Below are 23,532 nucleotides of genomic sequence, written 5' to 3' on the forward strand. Positions count from 1 at the left end.
GGAACGACGCGACGACATCCACGAAGCCTTCCTCGGCCTCGCCGTCTGCCTCATCACCCACCGCCACGTCCAACGCCTTTGTTAGGGCCAGTTAGTGGCGGGGCGGCAGCACGTGGGGCGGCAGTGGGGGTCGGTGTTCGGCCTCTGCATGGGTGCGGGTGATGGTAGGGGTGTGTGGGCGTGGTGGGTGGCAGACGTAGGGCGTGGCTGGTGTGGGTGGGCGCGGGCATGGTGTTTGCCGCTGGGTGCGGTGGCGGGGATGCGTCGCACGCCGAGGGTGAACGGGTCGCGCCTGCGGCGTACGCGAATGTGGGGGCGGTCCCTGAGCGGCTGGGCCTCGACGGTACGACCATCAGCGTGGGGGATCCCAAGGCCGCGGTGACGCTTCATCTGCTGGAGGATCCGCGCTGCCCGCACTGTGAGAAGTTCGAGCGCACGGACGGTGGTCCGGCGCTGGCGGCGGCAGTCGTACGCCGGGAGGTGCGGGCGCAGTACACGATGGCCTCGTTCCTGGACGACCGGCTCGGGGGCGGCGGCTCGAAGCGGGCGGTCAACGCTCTGCGGGCGGCGCTGGAGGCGGGGAAGTTCGCCGAGTACCACGCCGTGCTCTACGGTAACCAGCCCCCAGAGGAATCGGACGGCTACACCACCGCGCGTCTGCTCGAACTCGCGTCACGGGTACCGGGGTTGCGCGGTGCCGCCTTCGACAGCGCCGTGAAGACGATGAAGTACCGGGCCTTCGTTCGGGCATCCGAGGAGGCGTACGAGGCGAAGGGCACCGAGGAAGGCGTCGGACCGGGTACCCCCAGCCTCGAAATCGACGGTTACCCCGTCCCCGAGGCGTCCCATGGCCTTCTGTACGACGCGAAGTCCTTCGCTGCTCTTCTGCGCGAACTTCGGAACGCACACGGCTTCTGACCAGGGCGATCCGAGCGCCGGCTGACGTCCGGCACCCCCGCACGGCCGCGCCGACGCGGTGCCCGCACCACGCACCCCTGCCCTCTCTCACCGAACGCCCCAGAGTGCCGCGTAATGACCCGGCAAAGGTCAGCAGGGGTCGGCAAGCGGCACCAGGGGTCAGCAGGGGGCGCACTTCGCTGGCGGTGTATTCAAGCCAGAGGGGTGGAGCGGATGAGTGAGACCGGCAGAGAGCCGTACGCGGACGACGTGGTGCAGTTGGCGTACCAGGCGACGGGCGAAGAGTTCCGGGAAGCCACGCAGGTCCTGCTTCAGGCCTCCCCCGCCGGCCGAAACAACCGCAGGCTGCTCATTGCCTTTGGGTTGTTCCCCGTGGCGCTCAACCTCTGGGTCGACCGAGGGGCCTTCGACCTCTTTCCTCTCCTGTTCGCTGCGCTGGTTCTCTCCTACGCCCTGGTGCTCGCGCCCCGCCTGCAGGCCAGGCAGGCGCACCGGCGCGCGCAGGCGGAGGAGCCGCGATACGTCACCGTGGACCTCAGCGGGCTGACGGTGGCCACCGGCACCAACGCCAGTGGTCCGGCTGGCCGACATTCTCCGGCTATGTGGAAACCCCCCGTCTGTTCGTGGTGCTCAGCGCGGACAAGAAGTGCATGACGTTCCTGCCCAAACACGCCGTACACGGCGTCGGCGAGTCCGGCGGCGCTGACCGTCTGCGCCGCGTCCTCGCCCGGCACCTGCCGCCCGTCAGCCGTACCGGGCGGGAAGCCGCGCACTCGGAAGCCCGTCACCCGGAACCCGGTCGCTCGACGAGCGGCAGCTCACGCCTGTGATACCGCGGCACCGCGAGCCCGAGCCGGACAGTGGGCACGACGCACGTACCCCGCCCCGGGACGAGTCGCCGGTGCCGGGAGGCGGGGTACAGAGTGCGGTGGCGGGGGCGGATACCGGCCGCCGCCGGGGTCGCGGTACGTGTTCCAGCCGTCGCCGAGCTTGCCCTGGGGCTGGAAGCCGCCGTCGCCGGTGCGCGCGACGATGTCCGCGAGGCCATCCCCCGTCAGGTCGCCGGCGCCGTCTTGTCGTACGCGTTCCAGCCACCGCCGACCTTCAGGCGGGAGGCGAAGCCGGTGCCGTTCCCGTTGCCGCGCTGCAACCACAGGGGGCAGGAGCCGTCGGGGGCCAGCAGGTCGCCCTGACCGTCGTTGTTGAGGTTGCCGGGACCGACGACCAGGTTGTAGGTGCCCCAGCCACCGCTCACCTCGGTGCCGAGGTTGCACAAAAGGGAATATTGAGCCACCGGACAGGGCTGTGTCCGGGCATCGCTGCGCATGGGGCGGGGGGGTGATTGGGGGGCGGTGGTGGGCCGTCCCACGCCGCCCATGTCGCCCATACGGACAGGGGGTTAGTGGGGCGCCGGGTCGACGGGCTCGCGTGACATCGGACGCCGGTTTGGGCGTCGTAGCGCTTGCCACCGATCCGGAGCTGTGAGCACGTTTGGGGTGCGGTTCAGCGAACGGTGCAGGTAGATCATCCGCTGGGCGACCGGCGCATCCAGGCATCCGACCCGACTCGCCACGGCTCGTACGGTTACCGGTGGCTACGAGTCATCAGCAACGTCAATATCGCGGCCGACACGAGACCCGCAATCCCGAGCACCATCGGAACCGCTTCCTTCGATCGTCCACCGCTGATTACGGCAGAGAGTGAGGCTCCAGAGATGACGATGACAAAGAGCCACAGCTTGGTCTTGTCCTTCAATCTCCATTCCCCTCCACCCATCGAGTCACATCCGGGACCTGACGTTGCGCTTCCGACCACCACAAGCCCTCGCCGCCGTGCGTCATCGACTCATCCGTGCTCTCCGCCAGCGCGTCCAGGTAGTCGCGTCGGGCCTGGGTCAGACTCAGGCTGCCGTTGGGGCCGCCCCGGACCACGTGGGCGTCCGCGTCGTCCTGTCCGTCGTCCTCCCAGCCGCACTCCATGCAGATCTCGAAGTCGGCCCGCTGCTCCAGCGTCCGGTGGAAGCAGCACGGGCAGGCGACGAGATTGTTCTCGGTGCCCAGCGGCGGAGTCGACTGCTCTTCGTCAGAGTTCATGAGCCCCATCGTCACGCCCGTCGGCGCGACCTCACAAGGAATTTCCTGGTCAGTGGAGATACCGTCTCACCGTTTGATCATCAAGCCACCGTCGTGGGTAGTTCCACACTGACGCGGAGGCCGCCCCCCGGGCGTGGTGTGAGGGTGAGGGTTCCCTCGTGGGCTTCGGTGATCGTCTTGACGATGGCCAGGCCCAGGCCGTTGCCCGCGTGGTCGGTGTGTACGCGTTCGGTGCCCCGCTGGAACGGTTCCGTCAGTGTCGCTGCCAGTTCCTCCGTGACCTGTTCGCCCGTGTTCTCCACGGTGAGCGCCACGCTGTCGGGGCGCGCGGTGGTGGTGACCCGCACGGCGCCGCCCTCGGGCAGGTTGTGGACGATCGCGTTGTGGACCAGGTTCGTGGTCAGTTGCAGCAGGAGCGCGGGCGAGCCGGTCGTCGGGGTGATGTCGCCGGTGGTTTCGAGGGTGACGCCTCGCCGCTCCGCCAGGGGGAGCAGGGTTTCCGTCGCTTCCTCCGCCAGGAGGGAGAGGTCTACCGGCTGCCGGGTGAATGACCGTTCGTCGGCGCGGCTGAGCAGGAGCAGTGCCTCGGTGAGGTCGATCGCCCGGGCGTTGACCGTGTGGAGGCGTTCGATGAGCGCGCCGGTGTCACGGGGTGGATCCGTGCGGGCCACGTCCAGGAGTGCCTTGGAGATCGCCAGCGGGGTGCGCAGTTCGTGGGAGGCGTTGGCCGCGAATCTCTGCTGGGCGGCGACGTGTGTTTCGAGCCGTTCGAGCATCGCGTCGAAGGCGTCGGCCAGTTCGCGGAACTCGTCCTCGCGGCCCGGGAGGCGGACCCGGTGGGAGAGCGATCCGTGGGTGGCCGCGCGTGTGGCCTCCGTGATGCGGGTCAGCGGGGCGAGCATCCGGCCCGCGAGGAGCCAGCCTCCCAGGAGGCCGAAGACCAGCAGGAACGCCAGTACCGCGGCTGCCCTCGGCGCGAAGACCTCCAGGAGCGCGGACCGGATGGGGAAGACACCGTTGGTGGGCCTGTCGTCGGGGTTGATGAGCATCGCCCGGTTGGGGACGTATCTCAGGAGGAACACCCATACCGCCGCCAGCAGCATGACACCGGCCAGCATCAGGAATCCGGCATAGCTGAGGGTGAGTTTGAGGCGGACGCTCATGCCGGGTGCCCTATCCACGCCCGGCCCCGTCAGTGCCCCCGGCTCCGTCTGCGTTCCCGGCTCCCGTGTCGACCGCGTCGACCGCGTTGCCCGCGTCGCCCTTGTCTCTCCTCGGGCCCTCCCGTCCCGCCTCCGGCTCGGTCGCGATGCGGTAGCCGGTGCCCGGCACGGTCGCGATGATCCCGGGTTCGCCCAGCCGCTTACGCAGGGCCGAGACGGTGATGCGTACGGCGTTGGTGAACGGGTCGGCGTTCTCGTCCCAAGCCCGTTCCAGCAGTTCTTCGGCGCTGACGACACCTCCCTCGGCCGCCACCAGGACGTCGAGTACGGCGAACTGCTTCCTCGTCAGCGCGACGAAACGGCCGTCCCGGTAGACCTCCCGGCGGAACGGGTCCACCCGTAGCCCCGCGATCTCCCGTACGGGCGGTCTGTTGTGGGCGCGCCTGCGGTCCAGTGCTCTGAGTCTGAGAACGAGTTCTCGCAGTGCGAAGGGCTTCGTCAGGTAGTCGTCGGCGCCGAGTTCGAAGCCGGACGCCTTGTCGTCGAGGCGGTCGGCCGCGGTGAGCATGAGGATCGGCATGCCGCTGCCGGAGGCGACGATACGTCTGGCGACGTCGTCGCCGGACGGGCCCGGGATGTCGCGGTCGAGGACGGCGATGTCGTACGCGTTGACGCTCAGCAGTTCCAGAGCGGTGTCGCCGTCACCCGCGATGTCGGCCGCGATCGCCTCCAGCCGCAGGCCATCGCGGACCGCCTCCGCCAGGAAGGGTTCGTCCTCGACGATCAGCACGCGCATGAGGGTGATGCTACGAGGCGGTGCCTATCGTCCGCGTATCGAAATCCGCATACGTCCCCGCAACACGGAATCGCCTTGAGTACCGGCATCGGCCGCACACCGTTCCCGTTCCAGGACCCGACGAGACCGCGATGACCGGCACCGAGCAAGGAGAAGCGATGACGCAGGTGGACACGGCGCAGGCCGGGCAGGGCGGCACCGACGGCCAGGATGCCGTCCCCGGTGGCCGGCGCGCGGCCCTGCGCCGGGCGATGCTCATCGTTTGCGGGCCCGGTCCCTGGAAGCGCGGCCCGGTCCTCGCCGCGCTCGCCCTGCTCCTCGGCCTGCTCCTGCTGCTGCACGCGGGCCTCACCGACCGCGCGGGTCTGGGCAGCCTGGTGGAAACGTTCCTGCCCTGGTTCGGTCTGCTCATCCCGGTGCTGCTTCTCGCCGCGCTCCGGCGCCGCTCCGCCTCCGCGGTGGTCGCGCTGGTGCTGCCTTCGGTGGTGTGGCTGAACCTCTTCGGCGGGCTGCTCGGCGACAAGTCCCGGCCGGGCAGCGACCTCACCCTGGTCAGCCACAACGTCGACGCCGGCAACCCCGACCCGGCCGGCACCGCCCGGGAGCTGGCCGCCCGCGGGGCGGACGTACTGGCTCTGGAGGAGATCACCCCGCAGGCGAAGCCCTTGTACGAGAAGGAGCTGGCGACGACGTATCCGTACCACACCGTGCTGGGCACGGTCGGGCTGTGGAGCAGGCTGCCGCTGTCGGACACCCGGCCGGTCGACATCGCGATGGACTACGGGCCGCTGGCCGCCACCAAGCCGGCCGCCGTCAAACTGGCCTACAACCGGGCGCTGCGCACCACCGTAACGACGAACCACGGTTCGCTGGCGGTGTACGTGGCCCACCTCGGCTCCGTACGTGTGCTTCCCGGCGGTTTCTGGACGGGCAGCCGGGACCGTGGTGCGAAGGCACTCGCCGGGGCCCTCGTCGCCGAGCGGAACGAGCGGGTGGTGCTGCTCGGCGACCTGAACGGCACCACCGACGACCGCGCGTTCGACGGTGTCACCGGGCGGCTGCGCTCGGCCCAGGAGGCTGCCGGGAACGGCTTCGGCTTCAGCTGGCCTGCGAAGTTCCCGATGGTACGGATCGATCAGATCCTCGTACGCGGTGTGCAGCCGCGGAGCGCTTGGGTGCTGCCCGCCACCGGCAGCGACCACCGGCCGGTGGCGGCGGGGGTGAGGTGGTGAACCCCCGGGGCCGGGACAGCCCCCACGCCCGTACGGGGGCCAGCCCCCGCCCCGACCGGCCAGTTGGCGGGATGGTCCGGGCCGGACCCGTACGGCGAAGCTGAACGCAGATGATCCACCGAGCAGAAGGAAGAACCCTCTGTGTTCAGCTTCAAGCCGCCGCGCCGCCGTACCGCCCGCACCGCCGCCGTCGGCGCTCTCGCCGTCGCGGCCTGTGCCACCGTCCTGGCCGGCAGCGCCGGAGCCATCGTCGGCGGTACGGACTCCACCGAGCGGTACCCGTTCATGGCGTCCATCCCCGAGTCGGCGCCGTCGCAGGGTCTGAACGACGGCAACTGCGGGGCGTCGCTCATCGACCGGCAGTGGTTGCTGACGGCGGCCCACTGCCTCCAAGGGGAGGGCCTGGAGCTGGACGGCACCGTGCGTATCGGCAGCGACCACCGCAAGTCCGGCGGGACCGTACGCAAGATCGACCGTTTCTTCGTCCACCCGGGCTATGTGAACGGCGACAACAAGGCGGCCAACAAGGACGACATCGCGCTGATACGGCTGGACCGTCCGGTCTCCCAGAAGCCCATCAGGATCGCCGAACAGGCCGGGCGGCCCGGCACACCGACCCGGCTGCTGGGCTTCGGCACCACCGTCGACACCGCGTTCGCGTTCCCGGAGCGGTTGCAGGAGCTCAACACCCGTCGGGGCGCCGAGTCCGAGTGCGCGCCGGGGTACGCGGACCGCACCCGGTTGTGCACCATCACCACCGTGCCCAAGGCGATGGCGTGCTTCGGGGACTCCGGCGGCCCGCAGATCCGCAGGGGCCGGGACGGCCGCTGGGAGCTGATCGGCGTCACCTCCGGGCCCGGCGCCCCGAACGTGCCGTGCTCCGAGGGCCCCGGCCTCTACACCAGCGCGCCCGCCTACGCGGGCTGGATCAAGAAGACCATGAAGGCCAACCGCGTCCCCTCCCCCGCTTCCGCGCCGTAGGCCGCCGGCAGGGAGCCCGGCCTCGCCGCCACCGGCACGGCCGAGGGGGAAGCCGTGCTCGCCGATACCGGTACCGACGGCAACACCGCCGTGTTCGCCGGGGAGGCCGCTGCTCCGGTCGTCGTCGGCGCCGGCACCGCCGTCGCGGTACATCGCCGCGCGCCGCGGAGCCGACCTGGCCTGCGCGGACCTGCGCGCCAAGGAACGAACCGCCCGGTGAACCAGCCATGGCTTGTGCGAACTGCGTGCCGACCGCGCCTGTCTTCCTGTGAGCTGGCCCGCCTCGCCCACCGCGCTCGGGCCGGCCGCTGTCGGCCCTGCGCCGAGCCTGCCCCACGCGCTTTCCCCACCCTCCTGCGCGCCGTTGGGGGCAATGCGCCGGTGCTTGCCCCGGGCGTTCGCTTCAACGACGAGCACCGCTGCGACGGCCCCCTGGCACGCCTCCGAGTCCGGGCGCCACCGCACCCGTCAGCACTGTCGCAGGAGGTCCAGCGCCACCTCGGCCGGGGTCGGCATGGCAGCTATCTCACGGCCCAGACCCTCCGCCGCGGTGCGGTAGTCCGGCTTGTCGAGCAGGAGCGCCACCGAATCGCGCACCAGCTTGTGATTGTCCTGGCTGGCGACGTCGCTGAGGGCGATGCCCGCGCCGACTGCCTCGAGTTGGTCGCCCAGCGCGAACTGGTCCGACCACTGCGGCAGTGCCAGCTGCGGCAGCCCGACCGTGGCCGCGGCGAGCATGGTGCCCGAGCCACTGTGGTGCACCATCGCGTCACAGCTGTCCATGAACAGGTGCAGCGGGGTGGGCGGCACCAGCTGGACCGCAGACGGCATCGGACCCAGCTCGTCCCAGTACTCGGGGCTGACGGTGCCGATAATCTCGACGTCCGGCACGCTCGCGGCAGCATGGAGCACCCGGCGCACATGCGGTACACCGTTGAGCTGGAGCGTACGGGTGCCCAGGGTCACCACGACCCGGCGGGCCTGCGTCCGCCGCCGCCAGGCCGGGGGTTCGCCGTACCCGTTGAACGGCACATGGCGGATCGGCGTGCCCTTGCTCGTCGACGGCAGCTGCAGCGAAGGCGGGCAGGGGTCGAGAACCACGGTCGGCGTCGGCAACCCGTCCAGACCGAGCTCGTCCGCCAGGTCGGCGAGCTCGTCGCGGGCGTCCCGCAGCGCGAGGTCGGAGATCGGGTCGACACCCCAGCGGTGGTGAACCACGGGAATACCGAGGACGCCCGCGATGAGCAGCGAGGCGTACTCCACCTGGTCCGCCACGATCAGCTGCGGCCTCCACTCCCGGGCCAGCTCCAGGTATGCGTGAAGGTTGCGCCGCGCCTGGTCCATCCACACACGGCCGTAGAAGCCCATCTCCTCCGGGGAGAAGCGGGTAAAGCTCTCCAGCGGACGCCGGCCCTCGGTCAGGAAGCCTCGCAGGTGCGTGTCCCCGTCGAACTTCTCGCCCACCGGGGCCCCGACGAGTCCCGCCGAGCGGACCATGGGCATCACATCGGGTTGCGCGGTGACCAGCACCTCTGCGCCGGCCGCACGCAGGCCCCAGGCCAGTGGCACGAGGGGGGCGAAGTGCGTGGGTACCGCGGTACTCATCATCAGGACGCGCATAGGGGTTCCTCCGGACTCTCTCGACTAGTCGACAAACGTGGTCTTCGCTTGCTGTTCCACCTGGCCGACCAGCCTGGCGAGGTGGAGGGTTTCCGCGTGGTGGTGGTCCACCGGTTCGCCGGCGACCGCGTCGGTGAACCAGCGGACCGTGTTCACGACCTGGTCGTCCGCGGTCAGGGCGATGATGTCCTCGCGGCGGCCGTCGCCCGAGAGGGTGACGGTGGGCTGGTGGGAGGCCGGCGGGGTGAACACCCGTTCCGCTGCCAGAATCCCGTGGGCGCCGGTGAACTCGTAGGTCGCCCGGTAGGCATGTTCCATGCCGAACGCGAGCTGGGCAGCGGTCCCGTCCGCGGTGTGCAGCAGCACGTTGCCGCTCAGCACCACCCCGCGCGCCTTGTCGACGCGCAGCACCGCACCCGTGACGTCGAGGTCCGTGCCGAGGAAGTGCAGGGCGGCCCGCAGCGGGTACACCCCGACGTCCAGCAGCGCACCGCCCCCGACAGCCGGCTGGTAGCGGATGTCGTCCGCGGGCTTCGGCGGGATGGTGAACGCGCTGGAGAAGTAACGCAGTTCACCGATGGATCCCAGTAGCTCCTTGATTCGCTCCTGCTGACTGTGGTGGGGGAACATGAAGTTCTCCACCAGCACCCGGTCCACCGATCGCGCGAGTTCCAGCAATCGTGCGGTGGTGGCATGGTCCGCACTCAACGGCTTCTCCGCCAGCACGTGCTTCCCCGCCTCCAAGGCGCGCTCGACCCATCTCGCATGGAGCATCGCGGGCAGCGGAATGTACACGGCGTCGATGTCGTCCCTGGCCAGGAGCGTTTCGTAGCCGGTCACCGCGGCGCAGCCGAACCGGGCGGCGAACGTCCGGGCCTTGTCCGGGTCCCGGCTCGCCACCGCGACCAGTTCGGCGCCCTCCAGCGCGTGGAAAGCGGGCAGGGTGCGTCGCCACGCGATATCGGCGCAGCCCAGGACGCCGATACGGACCGGTGTGATCGTGGGGAGGGTCATGCGGCCGGTCCTCCTTCCAGGGACCTGCGCTCGGCCGTGAGCAGGTCCACGAGTGAGTCGTGCAGGTCTCGGGTGGGCTTCCAGCCGAGCAGGTGGCGGGCCCGGGAAATGTCCAGCTGCTGCCAGGGCATCGTCTCCAGGACGGCCCGGTCGTTCAGCTCGACGACCCGGGCGGGTACACCCGATAGCGCGATCAGATGGTCGACGAGGCCACGGACCGGGGTGGCACAGCCACCGGCGATGTTGATGACCTGCCCGCTGACGTCCGCGACGGGCACGGTTGCGGCGGCCAGGACCGCGTCGATCACGTCCCGTATGTCCACATAGTCGCGCCAGCAGGTCAGCGGGGACAGGGGCAGTTGCGTCTCCCTCGCTGCGAGCCGGCGGGCGACCATGCCGGGCAGGCTGTTGCCGCCCGCGCCGGGACCGGTCACGTTCGCCACCCGCAGCACCACGCCGTCCACGCGGTGCTCGCGGGCGGCACGCTGAACGGCCTGGGTGCTGAGCCGCTTGGTGACGCCGTAACCGGAGCTGGGCGGATTCCGGTCGTCCTCGGTGGTGACTGCACCGAACACGGCCGCCCCGTACTCGTAACTGCTGCCGAGCTGGATCAAACGGGGCCGAGGCCGGAGAACGGCGAGCGCGTCGACGAGCCGGCCGACGAACTCGACGTGCAGGGCCCGCATGGCGTCCTCTGTGGTCCGCCACACCACGGCCGCCGCGTTGACGACGACGTCCGCCCCCGCCAGTGTCCGGCGCAGTTCGCAGGTGTCCACGGTGGACAGGTCGAGGGCTGTCGTCCCGACGTCCTCGGGCCACCACGGCACGCGGGCGCCAGACCGGGACACGCTGAGCACTCTCCAGCCGGCCGCGGCGAACTCCCGGCACACCCGGCTGCCCAGGACGCCGCTGCCGCCGAGGACCACTGCGTACCCGCTCACCGCATCACATCCTGTTCCAGGGGTTCGCACCACGGGGGTGGGACCGGACGATCGGGTCGGCAGTGGTGCAGGGGGAGGTGGGCAGCAACGGTGACGGCTCCGTGCCCGCGCCGTGCTCGACACAGCCGTGCGCCTCGTCGGGGCGGGCGTCCGGCACGTTCCCCCGGTGGCCGCCGCCGGGCTTGTCGAGAACGGTGACCCGGCGGTCCTTGCGTCCGGAACAGGCGCCCGCGAGCACGGTGCGTGTGTGGTGCGGGCCGATGGCTGCGGCGGCTCCGGTGACCAGGAGGTTCATGTCCCCCACCTACCAGCGGTCGCCGATGGCCCGCTCATGACTATGAGTCTCATGGAAACCGCGTCGATCCTCTCGCCGTTGGTGCCACCTCGTGCGGTCACCGGTGCCGGGCGGCCCCGGCCGCCCGGCACCGGTTCCGTCACACGAGGGAGAGCGGTGCGGGCAGCGGGAACACCAGCTTGCCGCCGCCGGCCAGGAAGTCCTGCTCGCGCTCCACGTACCCGTCGCGGTAGACCCACGGCAGAACCAGCAGCTGGTCGGGCTTCTGAGCCAGCGCCTCCTGCTCGGAGACGATGGGGATGCGGGTGCCCGGCGTGAAGCGTCCCGACTTCTCGGGGCTGACCTCACCGATGCACGGCAGGTCGTTCTCGGTGAGGCCGCAGTACTGCAGGACGACGTTGCCCTTGGTGGAGGCGCCGTACCCGAGGGTCAGCTTGCCCGCCGCCTTGGAGTCGGCCAGGAACCCGCACAGTTCCTCGCGGTGCTCCTGCACGCGTGTGGCGAACGCCTCGTAGGGCGCCGCCGTGTCCAGCCCGAGCGCCTCCTCCTCCTTGCGCAGCCGCTCGATCGCCGCTTCGTCGGCCTTGTGCCCGGCGGACGGCTTGGCGAGCGTCAGGCACAGGCTGCCGCCGTAGACGTCGGTGACCTCGGCGCGGATGACGCGCAGGCCGGCCTGCTCGGCCATCCACTCGATCGGGCGCAGCGCGTAGTACTCGAGGTGCTCGTGGCAGATGACGTCGTAGGCCGTCGCAGCCAGCATCGACGGCAGGTAGCTCAGCTCCAGCATCCACACGCCGTCGTCGGCGAGGACGTCGTGGACGTCCCGCATGAACTTCAGCGGGTCGGGGAGGTCGTAGAACATGGCTATCGACGTGACGATCTTCGCCTTGCGGTCGCCGTACCGGGAGCCGAACGCCTCGCGCGAGAAGAAGTCGGCGATCAGGTCGACGTGCTCGGGGTAGTACGGGCGCCATTTCTCGCCGGTCGGGTCGATGCCGACGAGGGTGGGGCCGTTGTCCGGGTAGTGGCGCAGCAGCGTCGAGTCGTTGCTGCCGATGTCGAGCACGAGGTCGGCGGGGTCGAGGTCGACAAGCCGCCGCACCGCCTCGACCTTGCTCTTCAGGTGGTTGATCATGAACGGACGGATGCCGGAGCGGTACCCGTAGCTCTCGCCGTACATCAGGGACGGGTCGGCTGTGTGCCGCAGCTGGACCAGACCGCAGCCCTCCGGTGAACATCTGACGAGCTCCAGCGGCGCCACCGGCACCTCTTCGCCCCGCTCGCGGGGGAAGATTCCGGTCAACGCCTGGGAGCCCAGGTCGAGTACGGGGAGCAGGGAACCGTTACCGCACGCGCGGCACTCAGCAATCGTCATCTGGTTCTCCAACTGACAGAATGAGAATTCGGCATAGGTAATCGCCTGCGTCGTCAATGGAACGGTCCATTGGGGACTCAGCGACGAGCACGGTGCGCACGTAGTGCGAGCCGGTGAATCCGGCGGCTCCGATGTCGTGTCACGGGTGAAAGGGTGACCACTGGGAGGCGGGAATGGCTGAACTGCTGTGCGGCTGGGGCAACGCGCCGACTTTCGGAACTTCGCAAAAGCATGTCAGACGAACGTCGATTGGCCCAGGTGTTCAACCGCGGAAGATCGTCTTCCTGCCCGCCCCGGCTGTTGCCTCGCCTCACCGGGCTGTCTCGAATACCCGTGGGAGAGACACCACCGCCCCATGCCGCGCATATCGACCGAACTCCGCCGCGCGCATTACCGAATCGCCGCACCCGCGCGGCAGTGCGGATCGCCCGAGCCCCTGCCCGGTGCCGGCCCGCTGTACGTGGCGCCGGGCGGACGGCAAGCCGGACACCGGCGGGCGCACCCGTGCCCGGCCTGCCGGGCCGCCCCGCGTCGGTCAGGTGAGGACGCGCTTGGTGAAGGTACGGGTGGAGGCCCAGGTGAGCACGGCCGTACCACCGAGGATCACCAGCAGGAACGCCCAGACGGGCATGTGCGGCAGATCGGGGGTCAGTGCGCTGCGCAGGCCCTCACTCACGTACACCAGCGGGTTGGCCAGGCTGACGATCTGGAGCCAGCGAATGTCCTCCAGCGCCGACCAGGGGTAGTAGACACAGCCCAGCATGGTCATGGGCAGCAGCACCAACGCGAACATCACCTGGACCTTCTGCGGGTTCATCAGCGTGCCCAGAAGCAACCCGCCGGCCGCGGCCAGTACCGCGCCGGCCAGCAGCACCACGATCAGCACCGGCCAGTTGGCCACATGCACCTCGGGGGCCTGCCCGGGCGCGTGGATGAACAGCACCGCCGGGAACACCAGCAGCCCGCCGATCAACCCCTGCAGCGCCGCCGCCAGGATTTTCTGCACGCCCAGCAGGCCGATCGGGATCGGTGCCAACGCCCGGTCGGTGATGGACTTCTGCCAGTTGAGCTCCATCATCAGCGGGTAGGTCACCGCCTGCATCGCCTGCATGATCACCGAGGAGCCGACCAGACCGGGCAGCAGGACGGTGGAGAAGGTGGCACCCGTCCCGTCGCCCGCCATGACGCCGCTGCCGATCTTGGGCATCACGTAGGCGAACACGAACACGAACATCACCGGCTGCACCAGCACCCGGACGAAGGTCGAGACCATGGTTTTGCGCAGCACCCGCACCTCGCGCGCCATCATCGCCGACAGCGTACGTGCAACGGTCGCCCGCACGGCGGGCAGTGGGGTCTGGGTCGACGCGCTCATTCGCGGTAGTCCCTTCCGGTCAGGGTGAGGAAGACGGTTTCGAGGCTGGGCCGCAGCTGGTGGACGTCGGTGACGCCGACACCGGCGTTCGAGCCGATCGTCACCAGTTCGCCGAGCAGCCCGCCGGGGTCGGTGGCGAACACCCGGACCACTGCGTCGACCACCTCGACCTTGCTGATCCCCTCCCGGCTGACGAGGGCGTGGGCCTCGGCGGGGGCGGGTCCGTCGTAGGTGACGGAGATGATGATCTCGGCCCCGGCGGTGCTCTTCAGCTCGTCCACCGTGCCGCGCGCGAGGACCGCGCCGTGGTCGACGACCGCGATGCGGTCGCACAGGGCCTCGGCCTCCTCCATGTAATGCGTGGTGAGCAGGATCGTCTGGCCGCCCGCCTGCAAGTCACGCAGCACCTTCCACAAGTTGGTGCGGGTCTGCGGGTCGAGGCCAGCCGTCGGCTCGTCCAGGAACAGCACCTCGGGGCCGTGCATCAGCGCGCGGCAGATCATGACTCGCTTGGCCTGCCCGCCCGACATCTCGAACGGGTTGCCCTCGCGCTGCTCGGACAGACCGAACAGCTCGATCAGCTCGTCCGCGCGCCGACGCGCCTCCTTGGCGGTGAGGCCGAAGTAGCGGCCACGGAACTCCAGGTTCTCGGCCGCCGTGAGCTCGCTGTCCAGGGTGTTGTTCTGCGATACCACCCCGATGCGGCGCTTGACCTCGATGGGGTCGCGCACCACGTCCAGCCCGTATACCGTGGCGCTGCCGCCGGTCGGCTCGACCAGGGTGGTGAGCATGCCGATGGTGGTGGACTTGCCCGCGCCGTTGGGCCCGAGCAGGCCGAAGAACTCTCCCCGGGCCACCTCCAGGTCGATGCCGCGCACGGCGCACACCTCGGGACGCGACCCGGCGGCCGGATAGGTCTTCTCCAGTCCCACCGTCCGGATGGCCGCCTCCGTCGTCGCGACGACGTCGGGCTCTGTCTCTGCTTCTTTCGATGACGTCAACACCGGTCTCCTCCGGGGAACTTCTCTGAGCGGTCGAGGGGGTGGTCGGCCGACGCCAGCAGCCGATCCGGCGGGCATCGCACAAGAGTCGGCCGGGGCAGGGGCCGTGGGAGCCGCCGGTGTCGCGGGCGCCGCCCCGGGGCGCCCGGCCGGGACGCGGGCGGCCAAGCAGCGGTCCTCGGCGTCGCGACGACGTGCGGTCGGGCCGACGTGTGCCGGCTCGGGCGACTGGTGGGGCGCCGGGGCACCGAGTGGCCGTGGCGGCCGGGTGCGGGCGGCGTTCGAGGCCTCTGCGGGGTGCGACCGCGTCGTCCACGCCGCGCTCATGGGCAGAGACCCGGCAGGCCGATCCCCGTGGTCCGTGCCGCTCCGCCGGTATCCGTACGACCGTGCCCGGCTGCTCGGTGTCCGCGGCGGGCGGCTGTCGGGACGATGCTTGCGCACCGGCCGATCCGCCTCTGTGCGCCCAGGCGGCCGGGGTACGGTGCCGGGCGGCGTCCGTCCGACTGGATGCACGCCGGTCCCGCCGCCGGGCACAGCCGGGGGGCCTGTCCCGCCCCCTTGCTGATGACCCGCCGGACCGCTGTGTGACGCTGCCGTCCCGTGGTCGGTGCCCGGACGGGCGGGGCGGCAATACCGAAGGGCTCGCCGGGAGACAGCGGGGTCCCCCGGCGAGCCCGGTCACCACTGCGCGGCCATGGGGCAGGATCCCGGACCGGGCTCAGCCCCAGGTCTTGCCGGCCGGCTCCTTGATGGTGCGGTTGATCCGGTTGAAGAAGTTGGTCAGCGCGATCTCCAGGTTGAGTGCGCCGATCTGCTCCTCCGTGAAGTGGGCGTTGACCTCGTCCCAGATCTCGTCGGTGACGCCCTCCGCCCCGTCCTGCAGGCGGGTGGCAGCCTCGGCCAGGGCGAGAGCCGCACGCTCGGCGTCGGTGTAGAACGGGGCCTCGCGCCACGCCGCGACGTTGTGCAGGCGCTCGTCGGTGTCACCGGCCTTCTTGCCACCGGCGATGCTCGCGTAGATGCATGCCGAGCAGCTGTTGATCTGGCTGGCGCGCAGGTGGACCAGCGCGAGCAGCTTCGGGTCCACACCGCCCGCCGAGATCGCCTTCTGAAGGTGCTGGATCCCGGTCCAGACATCCACGTTGTTGGCGCCGCTCTTGTTCTTGAGACGGTTTTCCATGTGAGTGCGCTCTCCCTCATCGGTTTACGTTGCGGGGCCAAGTTCCCCGTCACCCCTATGACGGATCAGCTCCGCGGAAGGTAACAACATGCGCGGAACCCGTCCCTCGGGTCCGGGCGACGAGGCTTTCGACTCCTGAGGGGACGGGCTCCGTGGCCGTTGGGGCGGCCGTGGTCAGCGTCGGTTCTCGGCGTAATCCCTGGCGTGGTTCAACGTCGCCGTGCTGTTGGTGCTCAGGGCGGTGCGTACGTACGCGCGGGCCTGTGCGGCATCGGCGTCCGGCCCCAGGATCCCGGGGATGGCATCGGTGTTGAGCACGACGGTGTGCTGTGACGACGCGGCCACGCCCTCGTCGTTCTCCCTGAACGTCCAGACGCCGGTGTGCAGCGCCATGAGGGCGGGCAGGGTGACCTGCCGGTAGGCGATCCTGTGGTGCGGGAACGTCACCCGGTACGACGCGGTCGTGTGCGTCAAGCCGTCCTTGGTCCTCGTGTCCATCTCCAGCCTCTGCAGACCGGGCATGTCCTCGCTCAGGCGCACCCGTGCGACGTGCGGCAACCGCTCCTGCCACAGATGCGCGTCGTTGATGAAGTCGTAGACGTCCTTGGCCGACCCGTTGATCTGGACCGTGTCGGTGAAGGAGAAGGTCACATCCGTCGCGGCGTGGGCGGACTCCAGGTTGGTCTTGAGGGCGGCCAGCTCTGCCCGGCAGGCGCGGTCCACCTCGTCCAGGACACGCGCCGTGTCTCCGTCGGTGGCGCGGGGGTTCTGGAGCAGGCGCACCTTGCACTCGGTCCCGGAGCGGGGCTCGATGAGCCAGGTGCCGTCCAGCGACTCCACCGGCAGGCCGGCGCCGTCCTGGTGGAAATCGATGCGCAGCCCGTAGGGGTCGAACACCCGGTGCGACGTCCAGGTCTTCGCCGCACCGTCCGCGCACTCCCAGATCCGGATGTGCTCCTCGCGCCCCTTGGTTTCGACCTGGTCGACGTAGACGGTCGACGGGAAGATCCTCGGCCAGTTCGCCGTCTTGGAGAGCAGCCGGTAGACGGCGGTCGCCGGGGCCGAGACCACGACCTCGTGCTCGACCGGGTTGCTGGTGGGTGTGCCGGGAGAAACGGGCATGATCGTGCTCCTGGAAATCGAGGAGGGCCGAGAGGTTCACACGCCGCCGGGGCGGATCCAACTGATCGCTGCGGTCACGGAGCCGACTCAGACGTTCCGGGCCATGACGAGGTCGACTGCGATCTCGATGATCGCCCCGCCGGGCGGGTTGAGCCATTCCTTGCCGTAGCGCTCGGCGTACCGCCGCGCCCCGTCCGCCATCCGCTCGGCATCCTCATACACCGTGCCGGTGCCTTCCAGGGTGACCCAGGAGGACTTGTCGTCACGCTGGCACAGGGCGACCCGGCTGCCCGGCGCCACGATCAAATTGCGGGCCTTCTTCGACTTGGCGCCCGTCAGGACCCGGGCCACCCGCGCCTCGCTGTCCCAGGTGAAACTCACCGGGACCGCGTGGGGGGTGCCATTGGGGCGCGGGGTGACGAGAATCGCCTGGCCCGGCTCGGCGAGAAATTCCTCGATTGCAGCAGAAAGGGGCCACGACTGCGTGTCCCTGTGCCCCTCCGGCATTTGGCCGACTATTGGTTTGCGCCGCGTGCTGGTCGACATTTTTTGCGCTCTCCTTCAGGACTTCTCTGTCCGCAGTAACGCCAGACCGATGAGGCGTCAAATCGGTTGCCGCCGCTCATCGTTGGAATGATCCAACTTTACAGCAGTGGGCGCGGTGTTCAACTGCGAAAGGTCGCGCTCGAACGTTGACGGATACCGATCCCACATCCATCGAGGTTCCCTCGGAAGTAATTCGAAGAAGGCGGAATGCCCTATATCTGCCCGCTCCGCTTGTCCGTTGAGGTTATGCCGGTCTCTTCGTCCGGCGGACCCGGTAACTCTTCTGCCGCAGCCCCGGCCGCCGTCCGAGACAAGGCACTCCGGCCCCTGTGCACGCGCGCGGCGTGTCGCCATACAGTCGTCGGCAGCGCTAGGCGCGAGCGCGCCCGGAACCGGACCGCACGGCGCCCATGCACACCCACTGAGTACCCGTCAACTTGCGTGGGCCTGCGGCCAAATGGCCGGCTTCCATGATCACCAGAGGGGCGGGCCGGGTTCCCCGCGCCCTTCATACGTGCTTCCATGGGACCCGCTCCTCACATCGGGTTCAGCATGACGTCAACACCCGTGGCGGGGAGCACGCCCGAGGAAGGTAACCACATGTCCCACACCCGCCCGGCGGATCACATAGTCGCGGCGTTCGAGTCCCACCGCGACCGGATGCGTGCGGTCGCCTACCGCGTTCTCGGCTCCCACGCCGACGCCGAGGACGTGGTCCAGGAAGCCTGGCTGCGTCTGTCGCGGCAGGACACCGACACCGTCCACAACCTCGGTGGCTGGCTGACGACCGTGGTCGGCCGGCTCAGCCTCGACGTCCTGAGGTCACGTCAGGCCCGTCACGAGACCTCCTGGGACGACTGGCTGCCCGAAATGGTGGTCACCTTGGACAGCGCCCCCGCCCCCGACGAGGACGCGGAACTGGCCGACTCGGTCGGTGTCGCCCTCCTGGTCGTGCTCGACTCGCTGCGGCCCAGCGAGCGTCTCGCGTTCGTGCTACACGACCTGTTCGCGGTGCCCTTCGACGAGATCGGCCAGATCCTCGGCAAGTCCCCCGCCGCCGCCAAGACGCTCGCCAGCCGCGCCCGCCGCAAGGTTCAGGCCAACGAACGGCCGCCCGGCGCCGGGCCCGAGCAGCGCGCGGTGGTGCAGGCCTTCCTCGCCGCCTCCCGTGGCGGCGACTTCGAGGGGCTGCTGCGCGTGCTCGACCCCGAAGTGAAACTCACTGTCGACACCCCCGCAGGGGTGTTCGTCACGCTGGGCGCGACCGAGGTCGCCGCCGGCGCCAAACTCTCCGCCAGCGCCGCAGTCCAGGGTCACGCCGCCCTCGTCAACGGCCTGCCCGGCGTCATCTCCTGGAACCAGGAGGGGGCCCCGCTCTCCGTCCTCGCCTTCACTGTCGCCGACGGCCGCATCACCCACATCCGCGCCCTCGTCGACCCCGCCAAACTGGCCCTCATGGACCTGCCCGAACCGGTCTGACTTCCGGACCGGTCCGAGTCCGGTCCGCCCATTCCGTGCAGTCCGCCAGGACCGTACGGAAGGGGCGGGCACCCGTATGCGGGTGCCCGCCCCTTCCGGGACCCGTATCCGGTCGCAGAGCCGGGTGAGGGCTCGGACCGGGGACCGGTCCGCCCCACCTCATTCCCGCCCGGCCCCTGCCGTTCAGCGCGGCCCGTCCGGCGTCTGCGTCGCCTTCCCCACATGCCCCTCCCGCCCCCGGCGCGATACGCCTGGCCGAGGGGGCAGCACCCTGCCACGGCCTTCCGCCGGCGCTGCACACTGGTCCACGGTGCCACTTTGTTTGCTCCTGCGAAATTCGTAAGGGTGCGCTCGCCTATTCATCCAGCAGGCTGACGGGGTGCCAGGCGCGCGGGTCGGCCGGCGTACCGGTTCCGCGAGCCGGTTTTACCGACCCGCGCCCGGACAGAATATGCGGCGGTTCCTGTCCGGGCTCTGCGCGGGGCGCTGGGGGCACACATCGCACAGCCCGGCGGCGCGCATCCTTCAAAGGATATGTGTAATTGTTTTGTGCAGGTTCCCGGGAGAGCAGGTTACCCCTTTCCGTCGGAAGCTTCATTTCTCCGGGGCCTTTTTCCCTTTTCTTCCCGAGCCTGTGCCGGGTGTGGTGGTGCACGTCCCATGGGGCGCGTGTGCAACAGCGGAGTGTCCGAAGTCGAACGCTCCGCTTACTGAAAGGGGTGCGGCGCGTCCGCTCCTCGTTGACGCGCCGAATCGTTGCCTCTCACACGCGGTGAGGGCTTCACTGTCCGTTCCTGTCTGCCGCTGATGTGCGAGGAGTTGGACCGTGAGTGATGGTGTGATCGTGGTGGGTGCCGGCCCCGTGGGGTTGATGCTGGCGGGCGAGCTACGTCTCGGCGGCGCCGACGTCGTCATCTATGACCGGCTGCCCGTGCCGAGCGGTGAGTCGCGCGGTCTCGGCTTCACGCGGCGGACCGCCGAAGTGCTGGACCAGCGGGGGCTGCTGGAGCGCCTGGACGGTGTCCGGTGGGGCAGGCAGGGCCACTTCGGCGGAGTGCGCATCGATTTCGAGCGGGTGGCCGACCGGCACTACGGAGTGATGGGCCTGGCTCAGTGGCGCACCGAGGAAATGCTCGCGGCGTGGGTGGCGGAGCTCGGGGTGACCGTGCACCGGGGGTGCCGGGTCGTCGGCCTGCGGCAGGACGACGAAAAGGTCACCGTTGAGTTCGAGGGACCCGACGGACGGGGTGAAGACAGCGCCTCCTACCTGGTCGGCTGCGACGGAGGCCGCAGCGCCGTCCGGGAACTGGCCGGGATCGGCTTCCCCGGACAGCCCGCCACGCGCGGGATATACATGGCGGACGTGGTCGGGGTCGAACTGCCGATGAACCCGATCGGTCGGCGGGTGGAGGGCGGTGGCATGGTCCTCTCGGTCACCCTCGGCCCCGGCGTCACCCGGATCGTGATCCACGAGCCCGACGTTCCGCCGCACCACGGTGAGAGCGAACCGACGTTCGACGAGATCGCGGACGCCTGGAAGCGCATGACCGGCGATTCCATCCATCACGGCGACGCGACCTGGATGGCCGCGCTGACCAACGCCCAGGGCCAGGCCGAGCGGTATCGCAGCGGCCGGGTCTTCCTGGCCGGCGACGCCGCCCACGACCACGCTCCGCTGGCGGCGCAGGGGGTCAGCACCGGGCTCCAGGACGCGGTCAACCTCGGCTGGAAGCTGGCCACCGCACTCAGGGGTAACGCCCCCGAGGGACTGCTCGACACCTACCACGACGAACGGCACCCGGTGGGCCGGCGGCTGCTGCAGGACACCCTCGCGGCGTCGCTGCTGTACCTCGGCGGTGAGGAGGCGGAGCCGCTGCGGGCCGTCCTGCGTGAACTCGCCGACCTCCCGGAGGCGGCACGCCATCTGGCTGGACGGGTGTCGGGTGTGGACATCCGGTACGACATGGGCGCGGAGCTCACAACGGCCCATCCCCTGCTGGGGCTGCGTCTGTCGCCGGACTGGCGGGTCACCGTGGACGGCACCCCCCGGCGCGTCGGCGAACTGCTGTGTTCCGCCCGCGGCGTGCTCATCACCACGCCGGTGGCCGGGAGGTACGAGGCGGCTGGCTGGTCTGACCGCGTCGACACGGTCCGCTGCACCTGGGCGGTGGAGGAGGACGAGGGCATGCCCGGCACGCCGCCGGACGCCGTGCTGGTGCGCCCCGACGGGTACATCGCCTGGACCGCACCGGACGGCGGTAGCCTGCGCGCCGCCCTCACCCGGTGGTTCGGCGGACCGGCCGGTGGATGACGGATGAACGTGCCGGGGCCCGCAGCGGTCAACCGCGCGGGCCCCGGATGCCTGTCCAACTCCGGCCCAGGTCAACCCAACAGCGTGCCTCCGCTCGCGTCGATGTAGCTCCCGGTGATCCAGCGGCCGTCGTCGGACACCACGAACGCCACGACATCGGCGATGTCTTCGACCTGGCCCACCCGCTTGAACGCGGAGAGCTCCGCCAGGCGTGCCACCACGGCCGGATTGGAGAACATCGGCTTGCCGTTGTCGGTGAGCCCCGGGGCGACACTGTTGACCGTGATGCCCCGGTCGGCGACGTGGCGCGCCAGGTGAAGCGTGAGCTGCTCCAGGACGCCCTTGGACATCGCGTACGCGATCATGTCCGGTTGAGCGCTCCGGGTGATCCCCGAGGAGATGTTGACGATGCGTCCGCCCTGGGGGATCAGCGGGAGCGCGCGCTGCGCGACCAGGAACGGCGCTCGCGCGTTCACTGCGAGGTACTGGTCGAGCTGCTCAAGGGTGACGTCTTCGGGCAGCGCGGTGTGCCCGCTGTAGGCCGCGTTGTTGACCAGGATGTCCAGGGACGCGGAACCGGTCCGCTCGGTGAGTTCCCGTTCCAGCGCCCCGAAGAGCGCCGGCACCTGGCCGGGGTCGCCGATGTCGGCGCGCACGGTGAACGCCTGCCCCCCTTCCCCCTCGATCAGCGCGACCGTCTCCTTGGCCTCGGTCTCACCGGTCGAGTAGTGCACGGCCACGAGGGCCCCGTCACGCGCCAGTCGCCGGGCGATACCTCGTCCGATGCCCCGGCTGGAGCCGGTGACGAGAGCCGTTTTGTCGGTGAGCCTGCCCATGAAAGTGGATCCCTCCCGAAGTGAGCGACGATTTTCCGCCGCTTCCATAATTCCCTAGCCTGACCAATCGATGCCTACGAGTCGAGCACCTGAACAGTTTCTGTTCAACTGTGACTTCGCCGTGGTCGAACATGGGGGCCTTGGTCTACAGTCGAGTAAATGGCTATCCAGGGAGGGGCAATAGCATGTCGAATGAATCCCTTCAATCCCTTATAGAAGCTCCTGAGGTGCCGGACAATGCGGAGCTGGCACGGTCGTTGGGCGGGGATTTCAGTAGCGAGTTCGCTGATGTGAACAACACGCGGCTGCACTACGTCGTGGGAGGCGCCGGCGACCCGGTCGTCCTGCTGCACGGCTGGCCGGAGACGTGGTGGGCCTACCGGAAGCTGATGCCGAAGCTCGCCCAGCACTACCGGGTCATCGCAGTGGACCATCGCGGCGTGGGCGTCCCGGATGAGCTGAAGCCCTCGGACGGATTCACGAAGAAGAACATGGCCCGTGACGTCCACGAGCTCATCCGCCTGCTGGGATACGACAGCGCCCACATCGTCGGGCACGACCTGGGAGCGATGGTCGCCTACAGCTTCGCGGCCAACCACCCCGAGGCCACCCGGCGTCTTGCCCTGCTCGATGTCGTCCACCCCGACGAGACGTACTACGACAGGCCGATGCTGCGGCGTCCCAACACCGGCTTCAACATGTGGTGGAACGCGTTCAACCAGGTGCGCGGCCTGCCGGAGCAGGTCTTCTCCGGCCGTGGCTGGTACCTGATCGACTGGCTGTACAGCAACTCCCTCAAAGACCCCGAGTCGGTCACCGCCTTCGACCGCGCCGTCTACGCGCGAGCGTATGACACCCCGGAGGGCATCCGAGCGACCAACGGCTGGTACCAGGCATTCCACCAGGACATCGAGGACATCAAGACGTACGGCAAGGTGACCCTGCCGCTGCTCGCGCTGGCCGCTGCCACGCAGTACGACCAGGTACAGGACCAGCTGTCCCACATCGCAACCGACGTACGCATGGTGCGGGTCGACAAGTCCCTGCACTGGCTCGCCGAGGACGACCCGGAACTCGTGTCCCGCGAACTGATCGACTTCCTCGGCCAGTGGACGGCATAGGGAACGGGGAGGAAGCGAGCGACATGAGTGACGTGATCATCGTTGGGGCCGGACCGGTCGGGTTGATGCTGGCCGGTGAACTCAAGCTCGGCGGTGTGGACGTGGCCGTGTACGACCGGTTGCCCGCGCC

At 69.6% G+C, this 23,532-nt stretch carries 23 protein-coding genes; 8 read left to right on the forward strand and 15 right to left on the reverse strand.

Annotated features, from left to right (window positions below; translation table 11 throughout):
- Positions 1 to 228: 228 nt before the first annotated feature.
- A complete protein-coding gene (locus tag ACZ5ID_RS36310) occupies positions 229 to 918 on the forward strand; it encodes a DsbA family protein (RefSeq protein ID WP_468906878.1) in 690 nt (229 codons plus the stop codon).
- 213 nt (positions 919 to 1,131) lie between these two features.
- A complete protein-coding gene (locus tag ACZ5ID_RS36315) occupies positions 1,132 to 1,572 on the forward strand; it encodes a hypothetical protein (protein WP_468906881.1) in 441 nt (146 codons plus the stop codon).
- A gap of 400 nt (positions 1,573 to 1,972) precedes the next feature.
- Here ACZ5ID_RS36315 and ACZ5ID_RS36320 read toward each other — a convergent pair whose 3' ends face one another.
- From ACZ5ID_RS36320 to ACZ5ID_RS36335, 4 genes are all read right to left on the reverse strand, one after another.
- A complete protein-coding gene (locus ACZ5ID_RS36320) occupies positions 1,973 to 2,194 on the reverse strand; it encodes a hypothetical protein (protein ID WP_468906884.1) in 222 nt (73 codons plus the stop codon).
- Between the two features lie 475 nt (positions 2,195 to 2,669).
- Complete coding sequence (locus ACZ5ID_RS36325) at positions 2,670 to 3,011, reverse strand: CPCC family cysteine-rich protein (RefSeq protein WP_468906887.1); 342 nt, start codon at positions 3,009 to 3,011, stop codon at positions 2,670 to 2,672.
- 80 nt (positions 3,012 to 3,091) lie between these two features.
- On the reverse strand, positions 3,092 to 4,174 hold the full coding sequence (locus ACZ5ID_RS36330; RefSeq protein WP_468906890.1) for a sensor histidine kinase: 1,083 nt from the start codon (positions 4,172 to 4,174) through the stop codon (positions 3,092 to 3,094).
- A gap of 10 nt (positions 4,175 to 4,184) precedes the next feature.
- A complete protein-coding gene (locus ACZ5ID_RS36335) occupies positions 4,185 to 4,970 on the reverse strand; it encodes a response regulator transcription factor (RefSeq protein WP_468906894.1) in 786 nt (261 codons plus the stop codon).
- A gap of 251 nt (positions 4,971 to 5,221) precedes the next feature.
- On the opposite strand from ACZ5ID_RS36335, the gene ACZ5ID_RS36340 reads away from it, so the two are divergent.
- Together ACZ5ID_RS36340 and ACZ5ID_RS36345 are read left to right on the forward strand one after the other, a co-directional pair.
- Positions 5,222 to 6,202 (forward strand): endonuclease/exonuclease/phosphatase family protein, encoded by a 981-nt coding sequence (locus ACZ5ID_RS36340; protein WP_468906939.1) that lies wholly within the window; start codon positions 5,222 to 5,224, stop codon positions 6,200 to 6,202.
- Positions 6,203 to 6,343: 141 nt separating this feature from the next.
- Complete coding sequence (locus ACZ5ID_RS36345; protein WP_468906897.1) at positions 6,344 to 7,183, forward strand: S1 family peptidase; 840 nt, start codon at positions 6,344 to 6,346, stop codon at positions 7,181 to 7,183.
- 468 nt (positions 7,184 to 7,651) lie between these two features.
- Here the strand turns inward: ACZ5ID_RS36345 and ACZ5ID_RS36350 are convergent, their stop codons facing one another.
- From ACZ5ID_RS36350 to ACZ5ID_RS36395, 10 genes are all read right to left on the reverse strand, one after another.
- Positions 7,652 to 8,803, reverse strand: a complete 1,152-nt coding sequence (locus ACZ5ID_RS36350) for a nucleotide disphospho-sugar-binding domain-containing protein (RefSeq protein WP_468906900.1) — start codon at positions 8,801 to 8,803, stop codon at positions 7,652 to 7,654.
- 24 nt (positions 8,804 to 8,827) lie between these two features.
- Positions 8,828 to 9,817: a Gfo/Idh/MocA family protein gene (locus ACZ5ID_RS36355; RefSeq protein ID WP_468906903.1), complete on the reverse strand. Its 990-nt coding sequence runs from the start codon at positions 9,815 to 9,817 to the stop codon at positions 8,828 to 8,830.
- Positions 9,814 to 10,758 carry an NAD-dependent epimerase/dehydratase family protein gene (locus tag ACZ5ID_RS36360; RefSeq protein ID WP_468906906.1) on the reverse strand — a complete coding sequence of 315 codons (945 nt, stop codon included), beginning with the start codon at positions 10,756 to 10,758 and terminating at the stop codon, positions 9,814 to 9,816. Before ACZ5ID_RS36360 ends, ACZ5ID_RS36355 begins: the two co-directional genes overlap by 4 nt.
- Before the next feature lie 4 nt (positions 10,759 to 10,762).
- Positions 10,763 to 11,053: a hypothetical protein gene (locus ACZ5ID_RS36365; protein WP_468906909.1), complete on the reverse strand. Its 291-nt coding sequence runs from the start codon at positions 11,051 to 11,053 to the stop codon at positions 10,763 to 10,765.
- 139 nt (positions 11,054 to 11,192) lie between these two features.
- Positions 11,193 to 12,428, reverse strand: a complete 1,236-nt coding sequence (locus ACZ5ID_RS36370; RefSeq protein ID WP_468906912.1) for a class I SAM-dependent methyltransferase — start codon at positions 12,426 to 12,428, stop codon at positions 11,193 to 11,195.
- A gap of 535 nt (positions 12,429 to 12,963) precedes the next feature.
- Positions 12,964 to 13,803 carry an ABC transporter permease gene (locus tag ACZ5ID_RS36375; RefSeq protein WP_468906915.1) on the reverse strand — a complete coding sequence of 280 codons (840 nt, stop codon included), beginning with the start codon at positions 13,801 to 13,803 and terminating at the stop codon, positions 12,964 to 12,966.
- Positions 13,800 to 14,804 (reverse strand): ABC transporter ATP-binding protein, encoded by a 1,005-nt coding sequence (locus ACZ5ID_RS36380; RefSeq protein WP_468906918.1) that lies wholly within the window; start codon positions 14,802 to 14,804, stop codon positions 13,800 to 13,802. The genes ACZ5ID_RS36375 and ACZ5ID_RS36380 overlap by 4 nt, the downstream gene beginning before the upstream one ends.
- A 721-nt stretch (positions 14,805 to 15,525) precedes the next feature.
- A complete protein-coding gene (locus tag ACZ5ID_RS36385; RefSeq protein WP_468906920.1) occupies positions 15,526 to 15,987 on the reverse strand; it encodes a carboxymuconolactone decarboxylase family protein in 462 nt (153 codons plus the stop codon).
- Positions 15,988 to 16,161: 174 nt separating this feature from the next.
- Positions 16,162 to 17,109: an aromatase/cyclase gene (locus tag ACZ5ID_RS36390; RefSeq protein WP_468906922.1), complete on the reverse strand. Its 948-nt coding sequence runs from the start codon at positions 17,107 to 17,109 to the stop codon at positions 16,162 to 16,164.
- A gap of 87 nt (positions 17,110 to 17,196) precedes the next feature.
- Positions 17,197 to 17,655, reverse strand: coding sequence for a pyridoxamine 5'-phosphate oxidase family protein (locus ACZ5ID_RS36395; protein ID WP_468906925.1), 459 nt, complete (start codon positions 17,653 to 17,655; stop codon positions 17,197 to 17,199).
- Between the two features lie 600 nt (positions 17,656 to 18,255).
- Here ACZ5ID_RS36395 and ACZ5ID_RS36400 point away from each other — a divergent pair.
- On the forward strand, positions 18,256 to 19,134 hold the full coding sequence (locus ACZ5ID_RS36400) for a sigma-70 family RNA polymerase sigma factor (protein ID WP_468906928.1): 879 nt from the start codon (positions 18,256 to 18,258) through the stop codon (positions 19,132 to 19,134).
- A gap of 826 nt (positions 19,135 to 19,960) precedes the next feature.
- The gene (locus tag ACZ5ID_RS36405) at positions 19,961 to 21,445 is read left to right on the forward strand and encodes an FAD-dependent monooxygenase (RefSeq protein WP_468906931.1); all 1,485 of its coding nucleotides are present in this window, start codon (positions 19,961 to 19,963) and stop codon (positions 21,443 to 21,445) included.
- Between the two features lie 71 nt (positions 21,446 to 21,516).
- On the opposite strand, the gene ACZ5ID_RS36410 is transcribed toward ACZ5ID_RS36405, so the two are convergent.
- Complete coding sequence (locus tag ACZ5ID_RS36410) at positions 21,517 to 22,281, reverse strand: SDR family NAD(P)-dependent oxidoreductase (RefSeq protein WP_468906934.1); 765 nt, start codon at positions 22,279 to 22,281, stop codon at positions 21,517 to 21,519.
- Between the two features lie 227 nt (positions 22,282 to 22,508).
- On the opposite strand from ACZ5ID_RS36410, the gene ACZ5ID_RS36415 reads away from it, so the two are divergent.
- Both ACZ5ID_RS36415 and ACZ5ID_RS36420 read left to right on the forward strand, forming a co-directional pair.
- A complete protein-coding gene (locus ACZ5ID_RS36415; RefSeq protein WP_468906936.1) occupies positions 22,509 to 23,402 on the forward strand; it encodes an alpha/beta fold hydrolase in 894 nt (297 codons plus the stop codon).
- A 23-nt stretch (positions 23,403 to 23,425) separates the two neighbouring features.
- Positions 23,426 to 23,532, forward strand: a 107-nt coding sequence (locus tag ACZ5ID_RS36420) for an FAD-dependent monooxygenase (protein ID WP_468906942.1), incomplete at its 3' end; no start/stop codon positions are given.

The organism is Streptomyces sp. NPDC031670 (assembly GCF_055580545.1).

Coding starts and splice junctions, on each gene's coding strand:
- ACZ5ID_RS36350 (WP_468906900.1), bottom strand. CDS start 8,803: ATGCGCGTCCTGATGATGAGTACCGCGGTACCCACGCACTTCGCCCCC.
- ACZ5ID_RS36400 (WP_468906928.1), top strand. CDS start 18,256: ATGTCCCACACCCGCCCGGCGGATCACATAGTCGCGGCGTTCGAGTCC.
- ACZ5ID_RS36355 (WP_468906903.1), bottom strand. CDS start 9,817: ATGACCCTCCCCACGATCACACCGGTCCGTATCGGCGTCCTGGGCTGC.
- ACZ5ID_RS36390 (WP_468906922.1), bottom strand. CDS start 17,109: ATGCCCGTTTCTCCCGGCACACCCACCAGCAACCCGGTCGAGCACGAG.
- ACZ5ID_RS36385 (WP_468906920.1), bottom strand. CDS start 15,987: ATGGAAAACCGTCTCAAGAACAAGAGCGGCGCCAACAACGTGGATGTC.
- ACZ5ID_RS36330 (WP_468906890.1), bottom strand. CDS start 4,174: ATGAGCGTCCGCCTCAAACTCACCCTCAGCTATGCCGGATTCCTGATG.
- ACZ5ID_RS36395 (WP_468906925.1), bottom strand. CDS start 17,655: ATGTCGACCAGCACGCGGCGCAAACCAATAGTCGGCCAAATGCCGGAG.
- ACZ5ID_RS36410 (WP_468906934.1), bottom strand. CDS start 22,281: ATGGGCAGGCTCACCGACAAAACGGCTCTCGTCACCGGCTCCAGCCGG.
- ACZ5ID_RS36375 (WP_468906915.1), bottom strand. CDS start 13,803: ATGAGCGCGTCGACCCAGACCCCACTGCCCGCCGTGCGGGCGACCGTT.
- ACZ5ID_RS36325 (WP_468906887.1), bottom strand. CDS start 3,011: ATGAACTCTGACGAAGAGCAGTCGACTCCGCCGCTGGGCACCGAGAAC.
- ACZ5ID_RS36310 (WP_468906878.1), top strand. CDS start 229: ATGGTGTTTGCCGCTGGGTGCGGTGGCGGGGATGCGTCGCACGCCGAG.
- ACZ5ID_RS36365 (WP_468906909.1), bottom strand. CDS start 11,053: ATGAACCTCCTGGTCACCGGAGCCGCCGCAGCCATCGGCCCGCACCAC.
- ACZ5ID_RS36370 (WP_468906912.1), bottom strand. CDS start 12,428: ATGACGATTGCTGAGTGCCGCGCGTGCGGTAACGGTTCCCTGCTCCCC.
- ACZ5ID_RS36340 (WP_468906939.1), top strand. CDS start 5,222: ATGCTCATCGTTTGCGGGCCCGGTCCCTGGAAGCGCGGCCCGGTCCTC.
- ACZ5ID_RS36335 (WP_468906894.1), bottom strand. CDS start 4,970: ATGCGCGTGCTGATCGTCGAGGACGAACCCTTCCTGGCGGAGGCGGTC.
- ACZ5ID_RS36315 (WP_468906881.1), top strand. CDS start 1,132: ATGAGTGAGACCGGCAGAGAGCCGTACGCGGACGACGTGGTGCAGTTG.